The sequence below is a fragment of the Pseudomonas sp. TH43 genome, from assembly GCF_016650635.1.
Lineage (GTDB): Bacteria > Pseudomonadota > Gammaproteobacteria > Pseudomonadales > Pseudomonadaceae > Aquipseudomonas.
Genome location: NZ_JAEKFI010000001.1, coordinates 292,761 through 315,083, shown reverse-complemented (window position 1 = coordinate 315,083; position 22,323 = coordinate 292,761). Strand labels below are relative to the sequence as shown.

17 protein-coding genes and 1 tRNA gene are annotated in these 22,323 nt (G+C 59.7%); 5 read left to right on the top strand and 13 right to left on the bottom strand.

The genetic code is table 11. The features are described from left to right. Positions 1–17 precede the first annotated feature (17 nt). The 7 genes from JFT81_RS01265 to fdnG all read right to left on the bottom strand — a co-directional run bounded on the left by JFT81_RS01265 (position 18) and on the right by fdnG (position 9,102). Positions 18–113 (bottom strand) — tRNA-Sec (locus JFT81_RS01265). Between the two features lie 6 nt (positions 114–119). Beyond that, complete coding sequence (gene selB, locus JFT81_RS01260; protein WP_201226646.1) at positions 120–2,036, bottom strand: selenocysteine-specific translation elongation factor; 1,917 nt, start codon at positions 2,034–2,036, stop codon at positions 120–122. After that, positions 2,033–3,445 (bottom strand): L-seryl-tRNA(Sec) selenium transferase, encoded by a 1,413-nt coding sequence (gene selA / locus JFT81_RS01255; protein WP_201225711.1) that lies wholly within the window; start codon positions 3,443–3,445, stop codon positions 2,033–2,035. The genes selB and selA overlap by 4 nt, the downstream gene beginning before the upstream one ends. 49 nt (positions 3,446–3,494) lie before the next feature. Then, entirely contained in the window at positions 3,495–4,421 is a 927-nt protein-coding gene (gene fdhE, locus JFT81_RS01250) for a formate dehydrogenase accessory protein FdhE (RefSeq protein ID WP_201225709.1), read from the bottom strand. A 3-nt stretch (positions 4,422–4,424) separates the two neighbouring features. After that, positions 4,425–5,090 (bottom strand): formate dehydrogenase subunit gamma, encoded by a 666-nt coding sequence (locus JFT81_RS01245; protein ID WP_201225707.1) that lies wholly within the window; start codon positions 5,088–5,090, stop codon positions 4,425–4,427. Beyond that, the gene (fdxH, locus tag JFT81_RS01240) at positions 5,087–6,022 is read right to left on the bottom strand and encodes a formate dehydrogenase subunit beta (protein ID WP_201225705.1); all 936 of its coding nucleotides are present in this window, start codon (positions 6,020–6,022) and stop codon (positions 5,087–5,089) included. Before fdxH ends, JFT81_RS01245 begins: the two co-directional genes overlap by 4 nt. 14 nt (positions 6,023–6,036) lie before the next feature. Beyond that, positions 6,037–9,102, bottom strand: coding sequence for a formate dehydrogenase-N subunit alpha (gene fdnG, locus JFT81_RS01235; RefSeq protein WP_201225703.1), 3,066 nt, complete (start codon positions 9,100–9,102; stop codon positions 6,037–6,039). A gap of 336 nt (positions 9,103–9,438) precedes the next feature. Between fdnG and JFT81_RS01230 the strand changes: the two genes are divergently transcribed. From JFT81_RS01230 to JFT81_RS01215, 4 genes are all read left to right on the top strand, one after another. Next, positions 9,439–10,593: a PatB family C-S lyase gene (locus tag JFT81_RS01230; protein WP_201225701.1), complete on the top strand. Its 1,155-nt coding sequence runs from the start codon at positions 9,439–9,441 to the stop codon at positions 10,591–10,593. 146 nt (positions 10,594–10,739) lie between these two features. After that, entirely contained in the window at positions 10,740–11,597 is an 858-nt protein-coding gene (locus JFT81_RS01225) for a glucose 1-dehydrogenase (RefSeq protein ID WP_201225692.1), read from the top strand. A 158-nt stretch (positions 11,598–11,755) separates the two neighbouring features. After that, positions 11,756–13,090, top strand: a complete 1,335-nt coding sequence (locus tag JFT81_RS01220; RefSeq protein WP_201225690.1) for a cation:proton antiporter — start codon at positions 11,756–11,758, stop codon at positions 13,088–13,090. Positions 13,091–13,275: 185 nt separating this feature from the next. After that, positions 13,276–13,572, top strand: a complete 297-nt coding sequence (locus tag JFT81_RS01215; RefSeq protein WP_201225688.1) for a hypothetical protein — start codon at positions 13,276–13,278, stop codon at positions 13,570–13,572. A 90-nt stretch (positions 13,573–13,662) separates the two neighbouring features. Here JFT81_RS01215 and JFT81_RS01210 read toward each other — a convergent pair whose 3' ends face one another. From JFT81_RS01210 to JFT81_RS01190, 5 genes are all read right to left on the bottom strand, one after another. Further along, positions 13,663–14,199, bottom strand: a complete 537-nt coding sequence (locus tag JFT81_RS01210) for a hypothetical protein (protein ID WP_201225686.1) — start codon at positions 14,197–14,199, stop codon at positions 13,663–13,665. A gap of 75 nt (positions 14,200–14,274) precedes the next feature. After that, the gene (locus JFT81_RS01205) at positions 14,275–16,194 is read right to left on the bottom strand and encodes a PAS domain-containing sensor histidine kinase (RefSeq protein ID WP_201225684.1); all 1,920 of its coding nucleotides are present in this window, start codon (positions 16,192–16,194) and stop codon (positions 14,275–14,277) included. Between the two features lie 65 nt (positions 16,195–16,259). After that, on the bottom strand, positions 16,260–17,174 hold the full coding sequence (locus JFT81_RS01200; RefSeq protein WP_201225682.1) for a zeta toxin family protein: 915 nt from the start codon (positions 17,172–17,174) through the stop codon (positions 16,260–16,262). Positions 17,175–17,337: 163 nt separating this feature from the next. Further along, entirely contained in the window at positions 17,338–19,611 is a 2,274-nt protein-coding gene (locus tag JFT81_RS01195; protein WP_201225680.1) for an ATP-dependent DNA helicase, read from the bottom strand. Then, a complete protein-coding gene (locus tag JFT81_RS01190) occupies positions 19,608–21,260 on the bottom strand; it encodes a VRR-NUC domain-containing protein (protein WP_201225678.1) in 1,653 nt (550 codons plus the stop codon). The genes JFT81_RS01195 and JFT81_RS01190 overlap by 4 nt, the downstream gene beginning before the upstream one ends. Positions 21,261–21,452: 192 nt before the next feature. Between JFT81_RS01190 and JFT81_RS01185 the strand changes: the two genes are divergently transcribed. Next, complete coding sequence (locus JFT81_RS01185) at positions 21,453–21,677, top strand: YgdI/YgdR family lipoprotein (protein ID WP_008084086.1); 225 nt, start codon at positions 21,453–21,455, stop codon at positions 21,675–21,677. Positions 21,678–21,780: 103 nt separating this feature from the next. Here the strand turns inward: JFT81_RS01185 and JFT81_RS01180 are convergent, their stop codons facing one another. Next, entirely contained in the window at positions 21,781–22,155 is a 375-nt protein-coding gene (locus JFT81_RS01180; protein WP_201225676.1) for a hypothetical protein, read from the bottom strand. Positions 22,156–22,323 lie beyond the last annotated feature (168 nt).

Sequence of the window (22,323 nt, the reverse complement as noted above, 5' to 3'; positions counted from 1 at the left end):
TTCACTCATGTAAAAACTGGCGGAAGGCAGCCGGAGTCGAACCTGCCCGGGAACGGATGCCGTCCCCAACCGGGTTTGAAGCCCGGCCGCGCCACCGGGCGCGATTGCCTTCCTTTAACTCAGTGCGCGTCGGCGCTGGCCAACGCATTGTCGTAGCGGATTTGCCGTGACTCGCCCATACGCCGGGTGAGGCCCAGGCGATCAAAGTATTCGAGGAACTGAATACAGCGTTTGCGTCCCAAGCCTAGCGCATCGCGGAAGGTTGTCACCTCGATCTGCGGATTTTCCCTGGCGAGTTTGAGCAGCACCTCGGCCATTCGGCGCAACTGCACGTCACTCAAAAACAGGTCGCGCACCACTTGATGCATCAAGCCCAGCCGCGCCCGTTTTCGCAGCAGCAGGCGCACCACGGCGTCGTCCTGGCCGAGCACTTGGGCCGCGTCACGGACCCACGGCGGATCGAAACCAGCGTTTTCAAACAACGGTTGCAGCTGTTCCCAGAGGATTTCGTCCTCGGCATTCAGGCGCACTTGATGATCCGGCAGGTGCAGCCACGGGCCACTGGCGGTGATCGCGCCGGCGTCGCGCAATTCATCGAGCAAGCTGACGAAGGTCGAACGTTCCAGCGGCAAAGCGCTGAAGCGCCTTAGACGATCACGGTCCGGCCCCATTTGATCGGGTTCCAGCTTATGAAAGCTCGCCAGTCGTTCCAGCAGTGTGAATTTCAACTGCCCCCAACGCTGCACGTTGAACAGCACAGGGCCTTGGCGGGTGTCGATCAGGCGCACGTTTTCCGGCAGCGACCACGTTGAGCGCAGGCGATTGAATTGCCGTTCCAGCCGTTGCGGATCAAGACCGCCCGCGCTGTGATCAAGCATTGCCGGCAAGACCTGCTCGAAGCTTTCGCTGCGGGCCAAAGCCTTGAGTTGTGCCAGCCGTTCGGGGCTGCGGCGCTGTCGGGCCGGGGCAAACGGGTCGAGCACACGGCCGCCACCGAGTGTGCGTTGAGCGCTGGAGTCGCGCAGGATCAGCCGATCGCCCTTCACCGCGTGAACCGGCGCGTTGATCAGTAGTTGCGCGAACATGCGCTCGCCGGGACTCAGGCGCGATCCTTCAAGCAATGCAACTCGAGCGATGACGTCTTGCGTGCCAAGGTGCAGGTGTACTGGGTGAAAGTGCTCGAAAGTGCGTTCACCCGGCAGCAGTTGAAACTCGATGTCGATTCGCTGGGTGGGTGCCAGCAACCACTCCGCCAGCAGCCATTGGCCGCGATGGATTTGCGTCAGTTCGAGGCGTTCGCCGCTCAGGTTCAGGGCAACCCTCTGTCCGGCGAAGGCCTGTTCGGCAGGTTGGTTCTGCGCATGCAAGCCGCGCACCCTGACCGATTTGCCGAAAGGCCCAAGCGCCAGTTTGTCGCCCACTGATACCGTGCCCGACAACGCGGTGCCCGTGACCACGATCCCGGCGCCGGCAACGCTGAATGCGCGGTCGATGGCCAGCCGAAAACCGCCTTCGCGGCTGCGCGCCTGCACGTTGCTTTGCGCGTGCAACAACGCCTTGCGCAGCTCATCGATGCCCTGCGCCGTGACGCTCGACACGGTTAGAATCGGCGCTTCGGCAAACGGCCCGCTCGCCAGCAAATCCAGGGTCTGGCGCTGAACTTCCGCCACCCTGCCCGCCTCAACCCGATCACACTTGGTAATCGCCACCAGCGCACGTGGAATGCCAAGTAATTCGACGATTGCCAGGTGCTCACGGGTTTGCGGCATCACGCCGTCATCCGCAGCGATCACCAGCAACGCCAGATCGATGCCCTGCGCGCCGGCAAGCATGTTGTGGGTGAATTTCTCGTGGCCCGGCACATCGATAAACCCGGTCAACCCTGCGCCCGATTCAAGTTCGGCATAGAGATAACCGAGGTCGATGGTCATTCCGCGCTCGCGCTCCTGTGGGCGGCGATCGCCGGTTTGACCGGTCAACGCTTGCAGCAGAGACGTCTTGCCGTGGTCGATGTGCCCCGCCGTGCCGACAATCACGGCTCGACCTGCAATTGCGGCAATTGCCCCAGCCATGCCGGCTCGTCGTCGAGTTGGCGCAGATCCAGCCACAGCGCATCGTCATCAATACGCCCGAGCACCGGAATCGGCAAGGCGCGCAACGCCGCTTCCAGATGCAACAGGCAACGCCCGCGCAAACGTTTCGACACTTGCGGACGACAACACAGCGCCGCACTCGGCAGGCGCGCCACCGGTTGGCTGCCGCTGCCGATCATGCCCAAGGCCTCCACTGCACTGACCTGCCAGCGCTCACCCAACAACTCAGTCATCAAGGGCTGCAAGCGCAAAGCCTGGGCGAAGATGTCAGCCTGCGGGCGAGTCAACAGACGCAAACTCGGCAAACGTTCAGCCAGTCGATCCGGATCGCGATACAAACCCAGCACCGCCTCCAGCGCCGCCAAGGTCAACTTGTCCACTCGCAGCGCACGTTTCAACGGGTTCTTCTTGATTTTCGCGATGAGTTCTTTGCGCCCGACAATCAATCCTGCCTGCGGCCCGCCGAGCAACTTGTCGCCGCTGAACGTGACGATGTCTGCGCCATCAAGCAGTGCCTGGCGCACCGTCGGTTCCGCCGGCAGCCCCCAACGCGTCAGATCCAACAGACTGCCGCTGCCCAGATCCTCCAGCAACGGCAAGCCATGCCGATGCGCCAACTCGGCCAGTTCCGCAGTCGGCACCCGCGCGGTAAATCCTTCAATGCTGTAATTGCTCGCGTGCACACGCATGATCAAGCCGCTGCGTGGGCTGATCGCCGCTTCGTAATCGCGAGCATGCGTACGATTGGTCGTGCCGACTTCATGCAGACGCACGCCGGCACGGGCCATGATGTCGGGGATGCGGAACGCGCCGCCGATCTCGATCAGCTCACCGCGCGAAATGATGCCTTCCTTGCGCGCGCCGAGGCTGTTGAGGGTCAGCAGCACGGCAGCGGCATTGTTGTTGACCACGGTGACGGCTTCGGCGCCGGTCAATTCGCGAATCAGGCCTTCGATCAAGTCGTCACGGTCACCGCGCTTGCCGCTGGCCAGATCGAATTCCAGATTGAGCGGATAACGTGCGGCCATTTGCACCGCTTCGATGGCTTCTTCGGGCAGCAAGGCCCGACCAAGGTTGGTGTGCAGCACCGTGCCAGTCAGGTTGAACACCCGCCGCACATGGCTGCGCTGTTGCTGGGCAAGGCGCTCACCGACGCGGCCGGCGAGCACTTCGGCGCTGACTTCCACTGCGCACAACTGCCCGTTCAACACGCCAGGGCGCAGTTCATCAAGCAGTTGCCGCAGGCACGCCAACAACGCCTCACGTCCGTAACGCTCGGCCAACGGCAAACAGGCGGGATGACGCAATAAACCATCAATGGAAGGTAAACGCAGGGCACCGCTCGCAGACATCAGCCACTCCCAAAAACAAAAGACTGTCCGGCGAGTGTAGACGCTGCGGTCATTCGTCTCCCGGTGCGAGCAACAGATTCGGTGCCAGACGCTGATAGCCGTCCTGGGCCAGACGCATGTCCAGCAGCAAACTGCCGAGATCCGCCGACAATGCCTCGGCTTCGGCATCGTTCTCCAGGTAAAGCAATTTCAGATAATTGTTGCAACTCGGACAGACTTCCGCGCGCAGCGGTGCCTGATTGGCGGCGTGGCGGTCGTCCTCAAGGCTGAAATAATCGAGGCCTTTGCTCGACTCGCAGTACACGCACTTGACCCTCACCACGTGCCATTCGCAGGCGCACAGCGAGCACACCAGATACCGCAAACCGTTGTGTTTGCCGCGATGGCGAATGACCCCGGCCATCGCCGGTGAACCACAGGCCGGGCATTGGCTGAGGCTGTTGCCGGGTGTCAGTTGCAGGTTGGCCACGCTGAGCAGCCAATGGCTCCATGCCGCTTGCAGCGCCGCGCCGAGGAACGGCACCAATGCCGCCGGCACCATTGAATATTGGCCGCTGACCAGCGCCACAGCCCAGGCGCGCAGTTGCCCGTGACTGGCGCTGCGCAGAGTGGTGAGCGCATCCATCACGGCGGGTTGCGCAGGCGGCGTGTAGCGTTGCAGCAAGGCGTCCAGCCAGACTTGCCAATCATCTTCGCGGACCAGGGTATCGGCAGCGAACGGCGGCATGCCGTGCTGCTGGCACAGCTCAAGCCGTTGCTGATCGACGGTTTCTGTCGAGGGTGGATCGTCCAGCACTTGTTGCTGCGCCCGGCATAAACCGGCGATCAAACGCAAATAGTCGGCCAACGGATGCCCTTCGGCCAATTGCTCCAGACGCTGAGCGCGCAGGGTGAACAGGTTGTGCGGTGGCAAGTGCAGAAACGGCGGCGAACTCGCCGCCGCTTCGATTTCTCCGGGTTCCAGAATGGTTGCCAAAGGTCAGCCCTTTTTAGTGATCGGTCGTTCCGGCGCATCCGGGTGACGTTCATCGCGGGTGATGTCGCGATACCACAGCTCATGGTGTTTTCTTGCCCAGGCGCGACTGACCCAGCCATGCATCATCGCGTCGACCGAGCCCTTGATCCACAGACCGGCGTAGATGTGAATGATGATGCTCAGCACCAGAATGAACCCGGCCAATGCGTGCAACAGCATCGCCCAGCGAATCACGGTGATGCCGAAAAACGCGCTGAAATAGGCGCGCCAGATCACCAGGCCGGTGAACAGCAAGCCGAGCATGCACAGCAGTAAAGTCCAGAACAGCAGCTTTTGCCCGGCGTTGTACTTGCCTACGGGTGGCACGCTTTCTTCATCGTTGACCAGCACCCGATCGATGCGGCGCATCCATTTCCAGTCGTTGTCGATAAAGAAGTTCGCACGCCAGAAACGGAACACCAGGCCGAGGAACAACACAAACATCGCCACGCCCATGAACGGATGCAGAATCCGCGTCCACGGCCCGCCGCCGAACAGGTTGCTCAGCCAGAACAGCGACGGATGAAACAACGCCAGCCCGGACAACCCGGCCATGAAAAACAGGATCGCCACCAGCCAGTGATTGGTGCGCTGGTTGGCGGTATAACGCAGGATCGTCTTGTTGCTCATGGCCGGTCCTCCCCGCGTGGATCGAAGGTATGCACCGCCGGATCGACGACATGCACCGAGGTGTCGGGTGGCGTTGGATGTTCGTCCTCTTCGACGCGATTCGGGCCAATGCGCACGTAATGGAAGAACCCGGCGAGCACCGCCGCGCCCATGGCCAGCAGGCCCAGGGGTTTGCTGATGCCTTTCCACAGGCCCACCAATGGGCTGATGGCTGGATCCTGCGGCAGGTTGGCGTAGATGGTTGGGGTGTCGGCGTGGTGCAACACGTACATCACGTGCGTGCCACCAACCCCTGCCGGGTCGTACAGACCGGCGTTTTCAAAACCACGACTTTTCAGGTCGACGATGCGTTCGGCGGCGTGTTCCTTCATGTCTTCCTTGGTGCCGAAGACGATGGCGCCGGTCGGGCAGGTTTTCACGCAGGCCGGTTCCAGCCCTACCGCCACCCGATCTGAACACAAGGTGCACTTGTAAGCCTTGTGATCCTTTTGCGAGATCCGTGGAATATTGAATGGGCAACCGGTGATGCAGTAACCGCAGCCGATGCAGTGATCCTGATCGAAATCGACGATGCCATTGGCGTGCTTGATGATCGCGCCGGGGCTCGGGCACGCGGCCAGGCAACCGGGCTCGGCGCAATGCATGCAGCCGTCCTTGCGGATCAGCCATTCGAGGTTGCCGGCATCGGTTTCATGCTCGGTAAAGCGCATGAGCGTCCAGGTTTCTGCGCTCAAGTCTTGCGGGTTATCGTAGGTGCCGTGGTTGTGGCCGACCTCGTCGCGCAGCTCGTTCCATTCCGAACACGCGACCTGGCAAGCCTTGCAGCCGATGCATTTGGTGGTGTCGATCAGCTTGGCGACTTCGTCCTGATTCCTCACCGACGGCGGCACAGTTGTAGTGGCCGAGCGGGCAATGATGTCTTGGCTGGCCATCTAAAGATTCTCCATTAGAGCTTCTCCACGTTGACCAGGAATGACTTGGATTCCGGGGTCTGAGTGTTGCCATCGCCGAGGAACGGCACCAGGGTGTTGGTCAGGTAACCGTGACGCGTCAGGCCGGTGAATCCCCAGTGCAGCGGAATGCCGATCTGATGCACGACCTGGCCGTTGACCTGCAATGGCCGGATTCTTTTTGTCACCACGGCCACCGCTTCGATGAAGCCGCGCTTGCAACTGACGCGCACACGATCACCAGCGGCAATGCCCTTCTCTTTCGCCAGCACCTCACCGATTTCGACGAACTGCTCCGGTTGGGCAATCGCATTCAACTTGCAGTGCTTGCTCCAGAAGTGGAAATGCTCGGTCAACCGGTAACTGGTGCCGGCGTACGGGAAGTCCTTGGCCTCACCGAGGGTCTCCCAGACCGAATCGAAGATCCGCGCCGCCGGGTTGCTGGTGGCTTTCTTGTTTTGCGGGTGCAGCGGGTTGATGCCGATCGGCGTTTCGAACGGCTCGTAGTGCTCGGGGAATGGCCCTTCGTTCATCTTGTCGACGGCGAAGAACCGCGCCACGCCTTCGGGGTTCATGATGAACGGATTCATCCCGGCCTCTGGTGGCACGTCGGCCTTGAAGTCCGGCACATCGGTGCCGCCCCAGGCCTTGCCGTTCCACCACACCAGGCGTTTTTTCGGGTCCCACGGTTTGCCGGAGACATCTGCCGAAGCGCGGTTGTAGAGAATCCGCCGGTTGGCCGGCCAGGCCCACGCCCAGCCCAGATGTTGATGCATGCCGTATGGATCGGCATTGTCGCGCCGCGCCATCTGGTTGCCAGCCTCGGTCCAGCTGCCGGCGAAAATCCAGCAACCGGACGCCGTGCTGCCGTCGTCCTTGAGCAAGCCGAACCCGGCCAGTTGCGATCCGGCCTTGATCGCTGCGCCCGTAGCGTCGGTAAAGTCTGCCAAGGCGCTGCCGTTGATCTCTTTGGCCAGTTCCTCCGGCGAAGGCTCGTCGGTGATTTTGTACGGCCACGACAGCTTCAGCAGCGGATCGGGGAATTTGCCACCCTCAGCCTGGTAACGCTTGCGCAGGCGCAGGAACAGTTCGCTCATGATGCGAATGTCAGTCTGCGCTTCACCGGGGCCATCGGCGCCTTTCCAGTGCCATTGCAGCCAGCGGCTGCTGTTGACCAGCGAGCCGTCCTCTTCGGCAAAACAAGTGGTGGGCAGACGAATGACTTCGGTCTGGATCTCTTCGCTCTTCACATCGTTGTAAGGCCCGACGTTGTGCCAGAACTCCGAAGTTTCGGTGGCCAGCGGATCCATCACCACCAGCCATTTCAATTTGGCCAGCGCGCCCATCACGCGATTTTTGTCCGGCAACGCGGCAATCGGGTTGAAGCCTTGGCACATGTAACCGTTGACCTTGCCCTGGCTCATCAGGTCGAACATCTTCAGGACGTCGTAGTTGGGGATGTCGAGTTTCGGCAGGTAGTCGTAGACCCAATTGTTCTCGACGGTGGCGTTCGCGCCGTACCAGGACTTCATCAGGCTGACGTGGAATTTGCTGTAGTTCTGCCAGTAGGACAACTGCCCCGGCCGCAGCGGCATTTGCGTGCGTTTTTTGATGAAGGCGTTGTAGTCCTGCTCGGCATCGCCCGCCAGCGTCAGGTAACCCGGCAATGAGTTGGAGAGCAAACCCAGGTCAGTCAGGCCTTGAATGTTCGAGTGCCCGCGCAAGGCATTGACGCCGCCGCCCGGCATGCCGACGTTGCCCAGCAGCAATTGCACCATCGCCGCGCTGCGAATGATCTGCGCGCCAATGGAATGCTGGGTCCAGCCGAGGGCATAGAGAATCGTCATGGTCTTGCCCGGTATCGAGCAGGTGGCGATTTCGTCCCAGATTTTCTGCATGGCGTCGACCGGCATCCCGCAAATCTGGCTGGCGAGGTCGATGTTGTAGCGGCTGTAATGCTGCTTCATCAATTGATAGACGCAGCGCGGGTGTTGCAGCGTCGGATCGACTTTGGCGAAGCCGTCCTCGCCCAGCTCGTATCCCCAACCGGACTTGTCGGTGTAGCTGCGCTTGGCCACGTCGTAGCCGCTGAAGATGCCGTCTTCGAAGCCATAACCTTCTTTGACGATGAACGACACGTCGGTGTAATTGCGCACGTATTCGTGCTGGATCTTGTCCTCGGTCAGCAGGTAATTGATCAAGCCGCCCATAAAGGCGATGTCGGTGCCGGTGCGGATCGGCGCGTAATAGTCGGCCACGGATGCGGTCCGAGTAAAACGCGGATCAACCACGATCAGCCGTGCAGCGTTGTGCGCTTTGGCTTCGGTCACCCATTTGAAGCCGCACGGATGCGCTTCTGCAGCGTTACCACCCATCACCAGGATCAGATTCGCGTTAGCGATATCGGTCCAGGTATTGGTCATGGCACCACGGCCGTACGTCGGGGCAAGACTTGCCACCGTCGGGCCGTGTCAGACACGCGCCTGGTTATCGAACCCCAGCATGCCGAGGCTGCGAATCACCTTCTGAGTGATGTAACCGGCTTCGTTGGACGCTGCCGACGCTGCGAGGAATCCGGTGGTCAGCCAGCGGTTCACCGTTTGCCCGTTGGCATTTTTCTCGATGAAGTTGGCGTCGCGGTCGGCTTTCATCAGGTCGGCGACACGATCAAGCGCCTCGTCCCAACTGATTCGCGTCCATTCGCTGCTGCCGGGCTTGCGCGTCTGCGGGTAGAGCAAGCGGCCCGGGCTGTGAATGAAGTCCAGCAGGCCTGCGCCCTTCGGACAGAGGGTGCCGCGATTGACCGGGTGGTCGGCGTCGCCCTCGATGTGAATGATGCTTTGCGCTACGTTCTTCGCTCCATCGCCCTGGCTGTACATGATCAAGCCGCAACCGACCGAGCAATACGGGCAGGTGTTGCGGGTTTCATGGGTGTGGGCAAGCTTGAAGTGGCGCACCTGCTCGGCGAAGGCCAGCGTCGGGGCCATGCCCAACGCGCCCAGGCTCGAGCCTGCAAGGCCGATACCGGCGACCTTGAAGAACTGACGACGGCTAAGATCCATCGTGCACTCCTGATCAGGTGAAACCCGGTACTTGTGCCGGGTTTTATCGGGACAATCACGGTTGCGGCAAACCTCTGCCGACCTTTTCACTGTAGACAAAGACCATACGATCTGTGTGAAAACCGACCGTCGGCCTCTTGTCGATCCGATTTCATGGCTTGATACAAAACCCTGTGGGAGCTGGCTTGCCAGCGATGGCGTCGGCACATCCAACAACTATGGTGATTGATCTACTGCTATCGCTGGCAAGCCAGCTCCCACAGGTTTTGTGTGCTCCCACAGGGTCATGGGCTTAGAATGCCCGGCAGGACCAATCCCGCCTTCACGAGACCGCGCATGACTTTCGATTTTGATCAGGTATTCGACCGCCACAACACGGGCAGCACCAAATGGAGCCGCTACTCGGCCGAAGTGTTGCCGATGTGGGTCGCTGATATGGATTTCGCCGCGCCACCGGTGGTGATCGAGGCGCTGCAACAGCGTCTGCTGCACCCGCTGGTCGGTTACAGCGTGGCGCCGGACAGCCTGCGTGAAGCCATCGTCGCCGACCTCTGGAACAAGTTTGCCTGGAAGGTCAAACCGCAAGAGCTGATCTTCCTGCCAGGCGTTGAATCGGGCTTCAACATGGCTTTGAAAGCGCTGGTGCAACCGCAACAGAACGTCGTGGTGCAGGTGCCGAATTACCCGCCGCTACGTCACGCGCCGGGCCATTGGGGCCTGAACAAGGTCGAGCTGGAATTCGTCGCGCAGGCTGACGGCACTTACCTGACGCCGCTGGACGTGTTGCGTGACTCGCTGAACGGTGGTGGCGCGCTGCTCCTGAGCAACCCGCACAACCCGCTCGGCAAAGTCTTCGATCGTGAAGAGTTGCAAGCGGTGGCGGACATTTGCGTCGCACAGGATGCGTGGATCATCTCCGACGAAATCCACGCCGAGTTATGCTTCGACGGCCGCGTGCATGTTCCGACCGCCTCCCTGAGCCCGGCAATCGCCCAACGCACCATCACCCTGATGTCGGCGAGCAAGGCGTACAACATTGCCGGCCTGAAAACATCGTTCATGATCATCCAGGACGCCGCCCTGCGCGAACGCGTCAACCACGCCCGTTGCGGCATGGTCGACAGCGTCAATCCGCTGGGCATGGAAGCCACCCGTGTGGCCTACAGCGAAGGCGCGCCGTGGCTGACCGAGCTGAAAACCTACCTGCAAGCCAACCGCGACTGGCTGGTGGACGCCGTGCGCAGTCGCTTGCCGGGCGTGTCTATCAATGTGCCGCAAGGGACTTATCTGGCGTGGCTCGACTGCTCGGCGCTGGATCTGGACAATCCGCAACAGTTCTTCCTTGAGCACGGCAAGGTTGGCCTCAGCGCCGGCCTGGATTTCGGCGATCAGCACCAGCAATTCGTGCGCCTGAACTTCGGCTGCCCGCGTTCGCTGCTCGAAGAAGGCATCGCCCGCATGGAGCGCGCCCTGACCAACCGCAATAGCTGATATCAGCACTGAATCCCTGCGGGAGCTGGCAGGCTGGCTCCCCCAGGTTTCTATTTAGTCTGAAAGACCCTCGCAAATCCGATCGAACTCACGGCAAACGCACCGGGTCAACCACCCATACCTGCCATGAGACTCGGAGACCCGCGATGACCGATTACCCTAAACCGCCCTTCGCCAAACAGGCGCAATCCGTTCCCGGCGCGCAAAGCAAAATGCAGCCTTACCCCGATTGCGGCGAGCAAAGCTACGTCGGTTCCGGGCGCCTTGCCGGCAAAATCGCCCTGATCACCGGCGCCGACAGCGGCATCGGTCGCGCTGTGGCGATTGCCTTCGCCCGTGAAGGCGCAGACGTCGCCGTGGCCTATCTCAATGAGCATGACGACGCCAAAGAGACCGCGCGCTGGGTCGAACAGGCGGGCCGCCAGTGCCTTCTGCTACCGGGCGATATTGCGCAAAAGGCCCACTGCCAGGCGCTGGTGGACAAGACCGTGGAACGCTTTGGCCGGATCGACGTGCTGGTGAATAACGCGGCGTTCCAGATGACCCACGAAACGTTTGAAGAGATTCCCGATGACGAATGGCTGATGACCTTCGACGTCAACATCACCGCGATCTTCCGGTTGAGCCAGGCGGCGATCAAACACATGCGCGCGGGCTCGTCGATCATCAATACCAGTTCGATCAACTCGGACATGCCCAAACCCACCCTGCTCGCCTATGCCACCACCAAAGGCGCGATTGCCAACTTCACCGGCGGCCTGGCGCAAATGCTCGGGCCCAGGGAGATTCGTGTGAACTGCGTGGCTCCTGGGCCCATCTGGACGCCGCTGATCGTCTCGACCATGCCCGACGAAGAAGTGCAGAACTTTGGCGGCAGCACGCCGTTGGGCCGCCCCGGTCAGCCTGTCGAAGTGGCGCCGATCTACGTCCTCCTCGCTTCGGATGAAGCGAGCTACATCACCGGTCAGCGCTACGGCGTCACCGGCGGCAAACCGATGCTCTAACGCACGCGTTTATACAGTCATGCAGGAACTGACGCAGGCTGCGATCTTTTGATCTGTTTTTAAAACATCTAAATCAAATGATCGCAGCCTGCAGCGCCTGCACAGGTATCAGGGACAGCGCGATTGCCGTCAGTTGTCATACCAGGAGGCGGCAAATCATGAGTTTTATAGTTTGGGTCGCAGTGCTCGGTGCTGTGTTGCTGACGCTGGCACTGACCTCGTCGTACCTGCGCTGGATGCCGGTGACCACATCGGCGGTGTGTCTGCTGCTGGGAATCGGGATCGGCCCCAGTGGCCTAGATCTGTTGAAACTGTCACTGGAAAACGCCGCGGCGTGGATGGAGCACCTGACGGAAGTGGCGGTGCTGTTTTCACTGTTCGTCTGCGGGCTCAAGTTGCGATTGCCGTTGCGCGACAAACGTTGGCGGATTGCTTTCGGTTTGGCGGGACCGGTGATGGTGCTGACCATCGTCGGCGTTTGTCTGTTGTTGCATTGGGGTTTGCAGTTGCCGTGGGGAGTGTCGCTGTTGATCGGCGCAATCCTGGCACCGACCGACCCGGTGCTGGCGGCACTGGTACAGGTCAATGATGCGCGGGATGTCGACAGTGTGCGCTTTGGCCTTTCCGGCGAGGCTGGATTGAACGACGGCATCGCCTTTCCGTTTGTAATCCTCGGGCTGTTGCTGATCCAGAATGACAGCGATTGGCAGGGTTGGGTCTTGCGCAGTCTGCTGTGGGCCGTGCCCGCCGGGCTGCTGACGGGTTACTGGATGGGTCGGGGCATCGGCCGCGTCACCCTGGCACTACGCATCCGCAATGATGACAGTACCTTGAGCCCCAACGATTATCTGGCTTTGTCGCTGATCGCTTTGGCGTATGTCGTCGCCGAAGCCATTGGCGGTTACGGGTTTCTCTCCGTATTTGCTGCCGGCCTCGGCTTGCGCCAGGTCGAAGTGAAATCCACTGGCGTCAGCCAATTACCCGCCGAACATCTGGTGCAACCGCTAGTCGGCCACCAGAACATCGAACCCCAGCACGCGCTGCACGGCGATACCGGACAACTGGAAACCAGCCAGGTCGCCGCCGGCATCATGATGGGCGACATGTTGTCGTTCGGCAGTCTGGTCGAACGGGCCATGGAAGTGTTTCTGGTCACGTTGCTCGGTGTGGTGCTGGTGGCACATTGGGACTGGCGAGCGCTATGGGTGGGCGGCGTGTTGTTCTGCCTGATACGCCCGGCCTGCGTTGCCCTTATGCCGTGGGGTGGATTGCTGGAGGGTCGCCAACGCCTGTTGATTGGCTGGTTCGGCATTCGAGGGATCGGCAGCCTGTTCTATTTGTTCTACGCCCTGAACCAGGGCCTGTCCGGGTCGTTGGCCGCGGTCTGCACCAACCTGACGTTGTCTGTTGTGGCGCTGAGCATTTTGCTGCATGGCATCAGCACTCAACCCATCCTGGCCCGCTACGAACAACGGCAAAAACAAAAAAACTGATCCGTATTGATGTCTCCGTAGCGGAAATCATCGAATTATTTTCTGTAAAAAAATGGATCCTCGCCTGATCACTGCCGGTCACAAGCATAACCCCTCGCCGAACATGTCAGGCGGGGCCCGGCAGGTTCGGTTCCCCTGCGGCGCGAAGCTTATGAAATGGAACCCTGAAAATTAAGGTTACAGTCATGAAAGAATGCTCGACTCCTGCGCAAATCAAGGCTTGCAGAGCGTTGGCTCTGGAGCGCAATCGCCAATTGTTTGATAACGCCCATACCCTGAATCGAGCGGCCAACGAGTTGCTGGACGCGCAGAATCTGGATATCGAACAGTTCGAGCGTTATCGAGCGCTGCGCAAGAAAGCCGACTCGATGTTTGAGGACGCCATCGACCATCTGTACGTGCTCAACGAAGATTTTCCGCCGATCCCGGTGTCTTCGCACAATTCGCAGGCGTTACGCCGAGAACTCGAAACCGTTGCATGAGTGATCTGAGCAACAACCCTTGCTGTCCGGTCAGGATGGCACTGTAAATGTGGCGAAGGAGCCTGCTCCTTCGCCACATTTATTTGCGGATCAGCCGCCGGGGTTGGTGACCTGGATGAACACAGAGTAGCTGCCCAACAGCACCCAAAAGGTCGCGAAGATCCAAGGCGTGCGCACCGAGAACAGCAGCGACTTGCGATAACCCTTGTGGCTTGATTCCGTTTCGCAAAACAGCGGCGACTCGTCATAGGCCAGCCCCATCAAAGGCTCGCTGTGGAGCAAATGACTCTGTTTGAAGTGCCAGTGATCGATGATGTCATACGCCGCGCGAATCCCTGGCCAGGCGTTGAGTGAACTGAGTAGCCCGAGCAAGGCCAGAAACGGTGGCACCACCAGCGTAAACAACTTGCCCCATTCCGGGTTGAGATTGGCCATGCACGAGGCAAAAGCAATCACCAGGAACGACTGCGCGGCCAAATAAGCATCCGTACGATTGGCCAGAATGCTGGTTTCGTACTGGATTTCCCGGCGATAGAAATCCAGGCGTTCCTTGGGTGAGCCGAACATCTTGGCGTCATGTTCGGTCAGGGTTTCTTCAGCGTTCGGCTGGGTCAGTATGCGAGACAAGAGGCGCACGCTCCGGAGTGGGAAAACCTTTAGAAGTCGTCCCTTCCAGACAAGTTCAGCCTGATTCACTGAGTGTCATTTCATCGATTGGGCAATGATCTCCACCAGGTTCAGTTGAGTAAACGGTTTGGGCAGACGTGGCAGCTGTGCGGCAAAGCCCTCCAGACGCTCGGCGTAACCGGTGGCAAGGATGATCGGCAGATCCGGTTTGAGCAAACGCACCGTATGAGCCAGTTGTGCGCCGCTCATCTGTGGCATCGCCATGTCGGTGATCATCAGGTCAATGACCTCGCCCTGATCAAGCAACGCCAACGCCTTGGCGCCCGACGTGGCATTGAGGACTCGATGGCCGAGGTCTTCGAGCAACAGGCTGGTGCTGGTCAAGACCAGGGAATCATCGTCCACCACCAGCACGCTGAGCCGTGGCACCACCGTCGGTTCGACAGGTGGGTACAACGGCCTGCTTTTCACACCTTCGCCGGCCACCGGAATCCACAATTCAGCCGTAGTGCCCGCGCCCTTCTCACTTTTGAGGATGAAACGGCCACCGAGCTGCTCGATGAACCCGTGCACCATCGACAACCCCAGACCTGTGCCTTTGCCCAGGCCTTTGGTGGTGAAAAAAGGATCTTTGGCCGACGACAGCGTATCGGCATCCATGCCTTCGCCGGTATCGATCACACTCAGGCAAATGTAACGACCTGCCGCCAGTACCGAGTGGGCCTGTTCGAACACGACTTGCGGCTCCGCGCTGATGACCACACGGCCGCCGTCGGGCATGGCGTCACGGGCATTGGTCGCCAGGTTGAGCACGGCGAGCTCCAGCTGATTGGTGTCTGCCAGCACGGGTTCGAGGTTTTTGGGAAAGTCCGTTTCGATTTTGATCCCCGGCCCCAATGAGCTACGCAGCAAGCCGGTAATGCCTTGCACCAATTGCGCAATATTGACCGGCTCGGTTTTCAGCTCCTGTCGCCGGGCAAACGCCAGCATGCGCTGAGTCAGCGACACCCCGCGCAGCGCGCCTTGGGTGGCGTTTTCCAGCAGGCGGGTGATTTTCGGATCATCGCCCGTGCGTTTCTGCAGAATTTCCAGATTACCGAGGATCACCGTCAGCAAATTGTTGAAGTCATGGGCGATGCCGCCGCTGAGTTGCCCGATCGCCTGCATCTTCTGCGCCTGAAACAGGGCTTCGCGGGTTTTTTCCAGAGCCTGCTGCGCCTGGTGAGCTTCGGTGACGTCGCGGGTGATTTTGGCGAAACCGAGCAATATCCCGGTTTCCCCACGAATGGCATCCACCACCACATGGGCGAGAAAACGTGTGCCGTCCTTACGCATGCGCCAGCTCTTGTTTTCGAACCGGCCCTCGCGAGTGGCAGTCTCCAATGCTCGCTGAGGTTCGCCGAGCTCACGGTCTTCCGGGGTATAGAAAATCGAAAAATGCTGGCCGATGATTTCTTCCGGCAGATAGCCCTTGATGCGCTGAGCGCCCTGATTCCAGTTGCTGACGCGGCCTTCCGGGCTGAGCATGTAAATCGCGTAATCGGTAACGCCCTGCACCAGCAGGCGAAACTGCTGTTCGCTTTGCTTGAGGGTTTCTTCGGCCATCTTGCGATCAGTGAGATCACGGGTGATCTTGGCGAAACCGAGCAGTTTGCCGTGGGGATCGATGATCGGGTCGATCACCACATGGGACCAGAAGTTGGTGCCATCCTTGCGCACACGCCAGCCTTCGCCCTCGAAACGACCTTCGCGAATGGCGGTATCGAGGGCTTTTTGTGGCAGGCCGGCAGCGCGATCATCGGCGGTATAGAAACGTGAAAAATGCTCGCCGAGGATTTCGGCCTCTTCATACCCTTTGAACCGCTTGGCACCTGAGTTCCAACTGGTGATAACGCCATCCGGGTCGATCATGTAGATCGCATAGTCGACCACCGCATCGATCAACAGCCTGAAGCGCATCTCTTCTATGGCGGCGCTCTTGTTGTTTTTGCTCATCGGGTACGACTCACGGCACATTGGGTATGAATGGAAGTATGCGGCAAACCAATGAATTGGAAAGCTCAACGTTGCGCGTATCTGAAGATACGCGAATAGAGCGCGTCGTAGACGTAGTCCGGGAGCTGCTCGGCATACTGACTGCATTGCAGCAGCATCAAATGGCATTCCTTGATGAGCTCGTGGTGCTCGCTCGGCCCTGTGATCGAGCGGCCGCTGATGAGTTCGTACGCGGCGTAGTTATAAGCGGGCAGCCCTGCAGTGGACGTGATGGTCAGTTTCCCCGTTTCATCCTTGGCATAAAGGCTGTGCGCCCGCTGCGCTCGCTCCTTCAGTGCCCCCATGCCGCGCTCGTACAAAAAGATCTGTGAGCCGTCAGATTGGCGGGCAGCTGCCTCAAGGGCAAAAACCACCGCGTGAGCGGTTGCCAGGCTTGATTTGATGACGGACGGCCGGACAAAACGCTCAGGCTCTTGTTTTTCCAGACTCTTGAAGGCGCGCTTGAACCCGGACATGAATGCAAACGGCTGACTGCACGCAACGATGTGTACTTCGAACTGGTACCCAGCGTTGACTGCCGTTGCCGCCAGCGTCGCAAAATCGATGGAGTCGAAAGCGCACTCCATGATGATGTTGAGCTTCTGCGTGAAAGCCTTTTCGAAGATTTTGCCGCCCAGCTCGCGAATAAACGTTTCGGTGTGCTCATAAGCGTGAAGTACCCCTAGCTTGAGCATGTCTTGATACTGCGGGTGCTTTTTGCGGTACTCAGGCAGGTAGAGACGTACGTAGTTGCTGTATTTACCGGTGGGTAACAAGGTCTTTTCGAGCAGCCAGGTCTTGCCCGAACTCTGCACGCCGGCGGTGATCAGCAATTTTGGACTGGCCTCGGCGGTCGCCGCTGCAAATAGCGTGGCGCTGATTTCAGTAAATGCAGCGGTGAGTTGCTCTGGGGTATGGCTGTAGGTGGCAGGGATAGTCATGCGGTCGATGTCCTTATCGATAATGAGGTCCGCGTGGTGCGGTCTTATCAATAAAGTCGGCTTTGGCCGATCTCGCAAACGGCCTATCGATACGAGATATGTCACTGCTTTTAAAGGAAATATTTCCTACAAGACTCTCGGAAACGCCCTCTTCATAGAGTCCTCAAAGACCTACGCCTGAATGCTCCAAGGTCCACCACTTGGGCAATAGCTGCCTGATCCGACTTTCGGCAAACCGGTCATCGATGAGCATCACCATGCCGCGATCTTCGCGGGTACGGATCACCCGCCCCGCCGCCTGCACGACTTTCTGTATGCCTGGATAAAGGTAGGTGTAGTCGTAACCCGCGCCGAAAATCGCCGCCATGCGCCGCTTCAACTGCTCGTTGACCGGGTTGAGCTGCGCCAGGCCAAGGGTGGCGATGAACGCGCCGATCAACCGTGCACCCGGCAGGTCGATGCCTTCACCGAATGCGCCACCGAGTACGGCGAAACCGACGCCTTGACTGTCAGCGGTGAACTGGTCAAGAAACGCCTGTCGCTGCTGTTCGGCCATGCCCCGCGATTGTTGCCACAGGGTGATGTGCGGATGTAGCTCGGCAAGCAATTGCGCGACTTGTTGCAGGTAATCGAAGCTGCTGAAGAACGCCAGATAGTTGCCCGGGCGCTCGCTGAACTGTTTGGCGATCAGCTCGACGATGGGCAGCAGCGACGCCTGGCGATGGTTGAAGCGCGTCGAGATGCGGCTGACGATTTGCACTTGCAACTGCTCGGCATGGAACGGCGATTCGACATCGATCCAGACTGTCTCGACCGGCGTGCCGAGCAGATCGGCGTAGTAGTTTCGCGGGCTCAACGTCGCAGAAAACAGCACGCTGCTGCGCGCCGCTTTCAGGCGTGGCCCGATGAACGCTGCCGGCACCACGTTGCGCAGGCACAACTGCGACAGTGGACGTTTGCGGTCGAGGTCACGCTTGCTGATGTCGAACAGGTAATGCTCGTCGAACAACTCGGCGACTCGGCCAAACTGCAACAAGTCGAAATAGAAGTTCTGCAACCCGCTATCAAGGCCCTGCGGGTGGTCGTTGAGGTAATCGCCGATGGCGGCGCAACACAGGGATATCGCTTGCAGCAGTTTTTCCGGGGCCTTGTCGTATGCCTGATACGCCGCCAGTTGTGGCGCATGCAGCGCGTTCCACTCCCGATTAAGCCGTTGCAGAGACTTTTTCAGTGCTTCGGGTGCGGTTTTACGCACATTGCCGAGCGTGAATTGATCAAGGCTGGCGCTGTACATCTGCCGTCCGCGCTCGACCAGGTTATGCGCTTCATCCGCCAACACCGCGAATTTCCATTGGTTGAGCTGGGCCAGACCGAACAGCATCGCGCTGAAATCGAAGTAATAGTTGTAGTCGGCGACCACCACGTCCGCCCAGCGGGCCATTTCCTGACTCAGGTAATACGGACATACCGTGTGTTGGGCCGCGACTTCACGCATGGCCGCCTGATCAAGCAGATTGATTCGGCTGGCCGCTTCACGGGCGGCGGGCAAACGGTCGTAAAAACCCTGGGCCAACGGGCAGGATTCGCCGTGACAGGCTTTGTCCGGGTGCTCGCAGGCCTTGTCGCGGGCAACCATCTCCAACACCCGCAAGGGTAAAGTTGCGGATTGCTCGAACAGCACCTGGCTGGCATCGAGCGCAAGTTTGCGCCCCGGCGTCTTGGCGGTGAGGAAGAACACCTTGTCCAGTTGCTGCGGCGCCAGCGCCTTGAGCATCGGGAACAGCGTGCCAAGGGTTTTGCCGATCCCGGTCGGCGCCTGAGCCATCAGGCAACGTCCGGTGCTGATTGCCTTGAACACCGATTCCGCCAGATGCCGCTGACCGGGACGAAAGTCTGCATGGGGAAACGTCAGTTGCTGCGCGGCCAGATTGCGCGCCTCGCGATGGGCCATTTCCTGCTCGGCCCAGTACAGGAACAGCGCACATTGCTGTTCGAAAAACTGCTGCAAGGCCACCGCACTGAACGCTTCGACCAGGCAGGTCTCCTTTTCGCTGACGATGTCGAAATACACCAGCGCCAGATTGATCTGCTGAAGATCGAGTTTGCGGCACATCAGCCAACCGTAGATTTTCGCCTGCGCCCAGTGCAGTTGCCGGTGATTGGCCGGTTGCTTGCTCAGATCGCCGCGGTAGGTTTTGACTTCCTCAAGGCAGTTCTGCGCCGGGTCGTAGCCATCCGCCCTGCCCTTGACTTGCAACTGCCGAAACGCGCCTTCGAGGGCCACTTCGCTTTGATAGTGGTCGCTGCGCCGTGAGGCCACCGTGCGGTGCCCGATGATGCCTTCGAGCGCCGTCGGTGATGGAGTGAAGCGCAGGTCGAGGTCGCCGGTCTTGGCGGTGAACTCGCACAGTGCCCGCACGGCAATGCTGTAGCTCAAGCGCTCTGCTCCGCCCATTGCACGTAACACACGGCCACTGGCATCTGGTGCTCATGGCAGAACTCGAGCCAGCGCAGTTGGTTGTCCTGCAAGCGATCGCCGGGGCCTTTGACTTCGATCATTCGATAGGTTTTGTGCTGCGGCCAGAACTGGATCAGGTCAGGCATGCCGGCGCGGTTGGCCTTGATGTCGAGCAGCAGGCGATTGAACCAGTGTTTGAGATGCTCGGCAGGCAGACAGGCCAGCGCCTGCTCCAGCAGTTGCTCGTTGAGTGCGCCCCAGAACACGAACGGCGATTGCAGGCCCCACTTGGCGACGAAACGTTCACGGATGGTGTCGGCATAGCGGCCGTCATCGAGTTCGTTGAGGCAAGCCTGAAACAGTTCGGCGCGGCGCTGCTGGAAGTCTTCATTGAGCAAGTCGACCGGGCCACGCTGGAACGGGTGAAAGAACGCACCCGGCAGCGGCGCGAAGATGGCCGGCCAGCACAACAGACCGAACAACGAGTTGATCAGGCTGTTTTCGACGTAATGCACCGGGCCTTCGTCGTCGTGCAGATGCGCCTGCACGTGAAACTCCACGGACAGCGACGGATCGCTGCGCGGCAAGTGCAAATCCAGGCGCTCCACAGGTTTCGCGGTGAGGCGTTTGCGCGGCGGGCCACCGAGTTTGCGGCGCAATCGCGGCAGAATGCGTTGCAGGCCCTGCTGTTCGGCGGCGCTTTCCACGGCCTGCTCGGCCGATGTTCCCAGTTCCAGCGCCAGCGCATATTCGCCGCTGCGCTCCAGCACCCGAATCATGCGCAGGCGGGCGCCGGGGTAGGCGCAGTCGCGGTAAATCCTCAGGGCCAGGGCAAACTCGCCGATGCGCTCGCAATATTGCCCGATCTGGAACAACACCTTGCCGCGCCGACGTTGCAGCCATGGATTGTCGAAGTGCAGTGCGCTGACCTGATCGGCAATGATTTCCAGCGGTTCGCCGGCCTCGAAGCGTAATTGGCAGTTGTGCAGGAACAGGCAGGCATCAACGTCCTCCCGGCTGCGCAACCCCCGGGAATCGGCGCAGAACTCGACTTTTTCGTAAGTGAAGATGCCGAGATCAGCGAGGACGAACTCGGACCAGTCCTGGTACAGGTTGCCAAAGAACATCAGACGCAAGCGGTCGCACAGGTCCATGATGGTCAGGCTGAACAGACGCTCGGCAAGCAACGGCGCCCAGTCACGCAGGCTGCGCGGTTCGTTGAACTGCTCGGCCAACAGCGGCAACCAGCCATCCTTGCGGCCCTTGGGCTGTTCGATGAAAGCACCGAAAGCCTGGAGGATTTCGCCCTTGAGCAGCACATCGAACACTTCTGCCATGCTCAGCGCCGCGTGCTCATCGAGCCAGGTGTGTTGCAACAACGGTTGCGCGGCTTGGGCGATATCGCCGATCTCGGCATAACCGAGTTTGCTGGCGCGAAAATGCACGCCCTTGCGCATTACCATGCGCACCAGCAAAGCCTGCGAGGCACGGGGCAAGGCATTGAAGTCGCGGATGAACCGTTGCTCCGTTTCGCTCATCACATCGGCATAACGAAGCTCAAGCCAATCAAGCACTTGCCGGAAGTTGTTGAGGTAATAAAACGGATCGTCGAGGGGATTGGCAGTCACGGGAATTCAGGGCCATGGCAAGCGAGTACTGGTTATGCGTACAGATAACAGTTCTGCACTGCCCGGTGCAAACGGAAAAAGATCAATGGCATTTTTTAACCGGCACATCGAACTTTTTCCGGCGCAATGGCACCAACCGCGTTAGAACACCGACATTGTGCGGTATCAAATCATGAGGAGTCAGAGGTGGGTATGAAAATCAAGACGCTGGGCATTCCCTTGGCAGTAGCGGCCCTGCTGGTATTGGGCGGTTGCTCGACCCAGACCGTGGTGACCCTGCAGAACGGCACACAGTATTTGACCAAGGACATGCCAAAGACCAAAACCAAGGACGGCTTTTACGAGTTCGAAGATATTTCTGGGGCCAAGGTGAAAGTCCGCGCCGACGAAGTCGCCACCGTACGCAAAGAAGACTGACAAGCCCCCTGTAGGAGCTGCCGCAGGCTGCGATCTTTATATTTTGATCTGTAAAAACCAGATCAAAAGATCGCAGCCTGCGGCAGCTCCTACATTGGCATCATTACTCGAAGTTCGGCATGCCGGGCAGGCTGTTGTCGCACGGCATGTAGGTTCCGCCGCGCCGGACCACTTCCCCCTGCAAACGCTGGCAACGCTCCAGATCCTGCTGGGCCATGCGGTCGATGCTCAGATTGCCGGTGGTTTGTGGCTGCTTGCCGTCACCCAGGCGCAGGGTCACGAACGGCTGTTCGGGCTGGATCTGAAAGCGGCTTTTCTCTTCGGCAGGTTCGCTCACGTCGGTTTTTGCCGGCGCCGGCAACTGATCGGTGCTAATACCGTAGCGGCTCAGAATCGAGCTTTGAGGCAGGTCGGCCCAGGCATTGGCCGAACACAGCACCAAACCCATAAACCCGACATACCCCTTGAAACCTTTCACGTTTGAATCTCCTGTAATCAATGGTGGCTAGCGGTAGAACGTGTGGGCACGTGCTCGCTTTAGGCCGCATTTCCTGTTTTTGCAGGGCTTTGAGTCAGGGAGTGGCTGTTAAGTCACTTTTGACACTGATTGTGGCGAGGGAGCAAGCGCCCTCGCCACAGGGTTGTG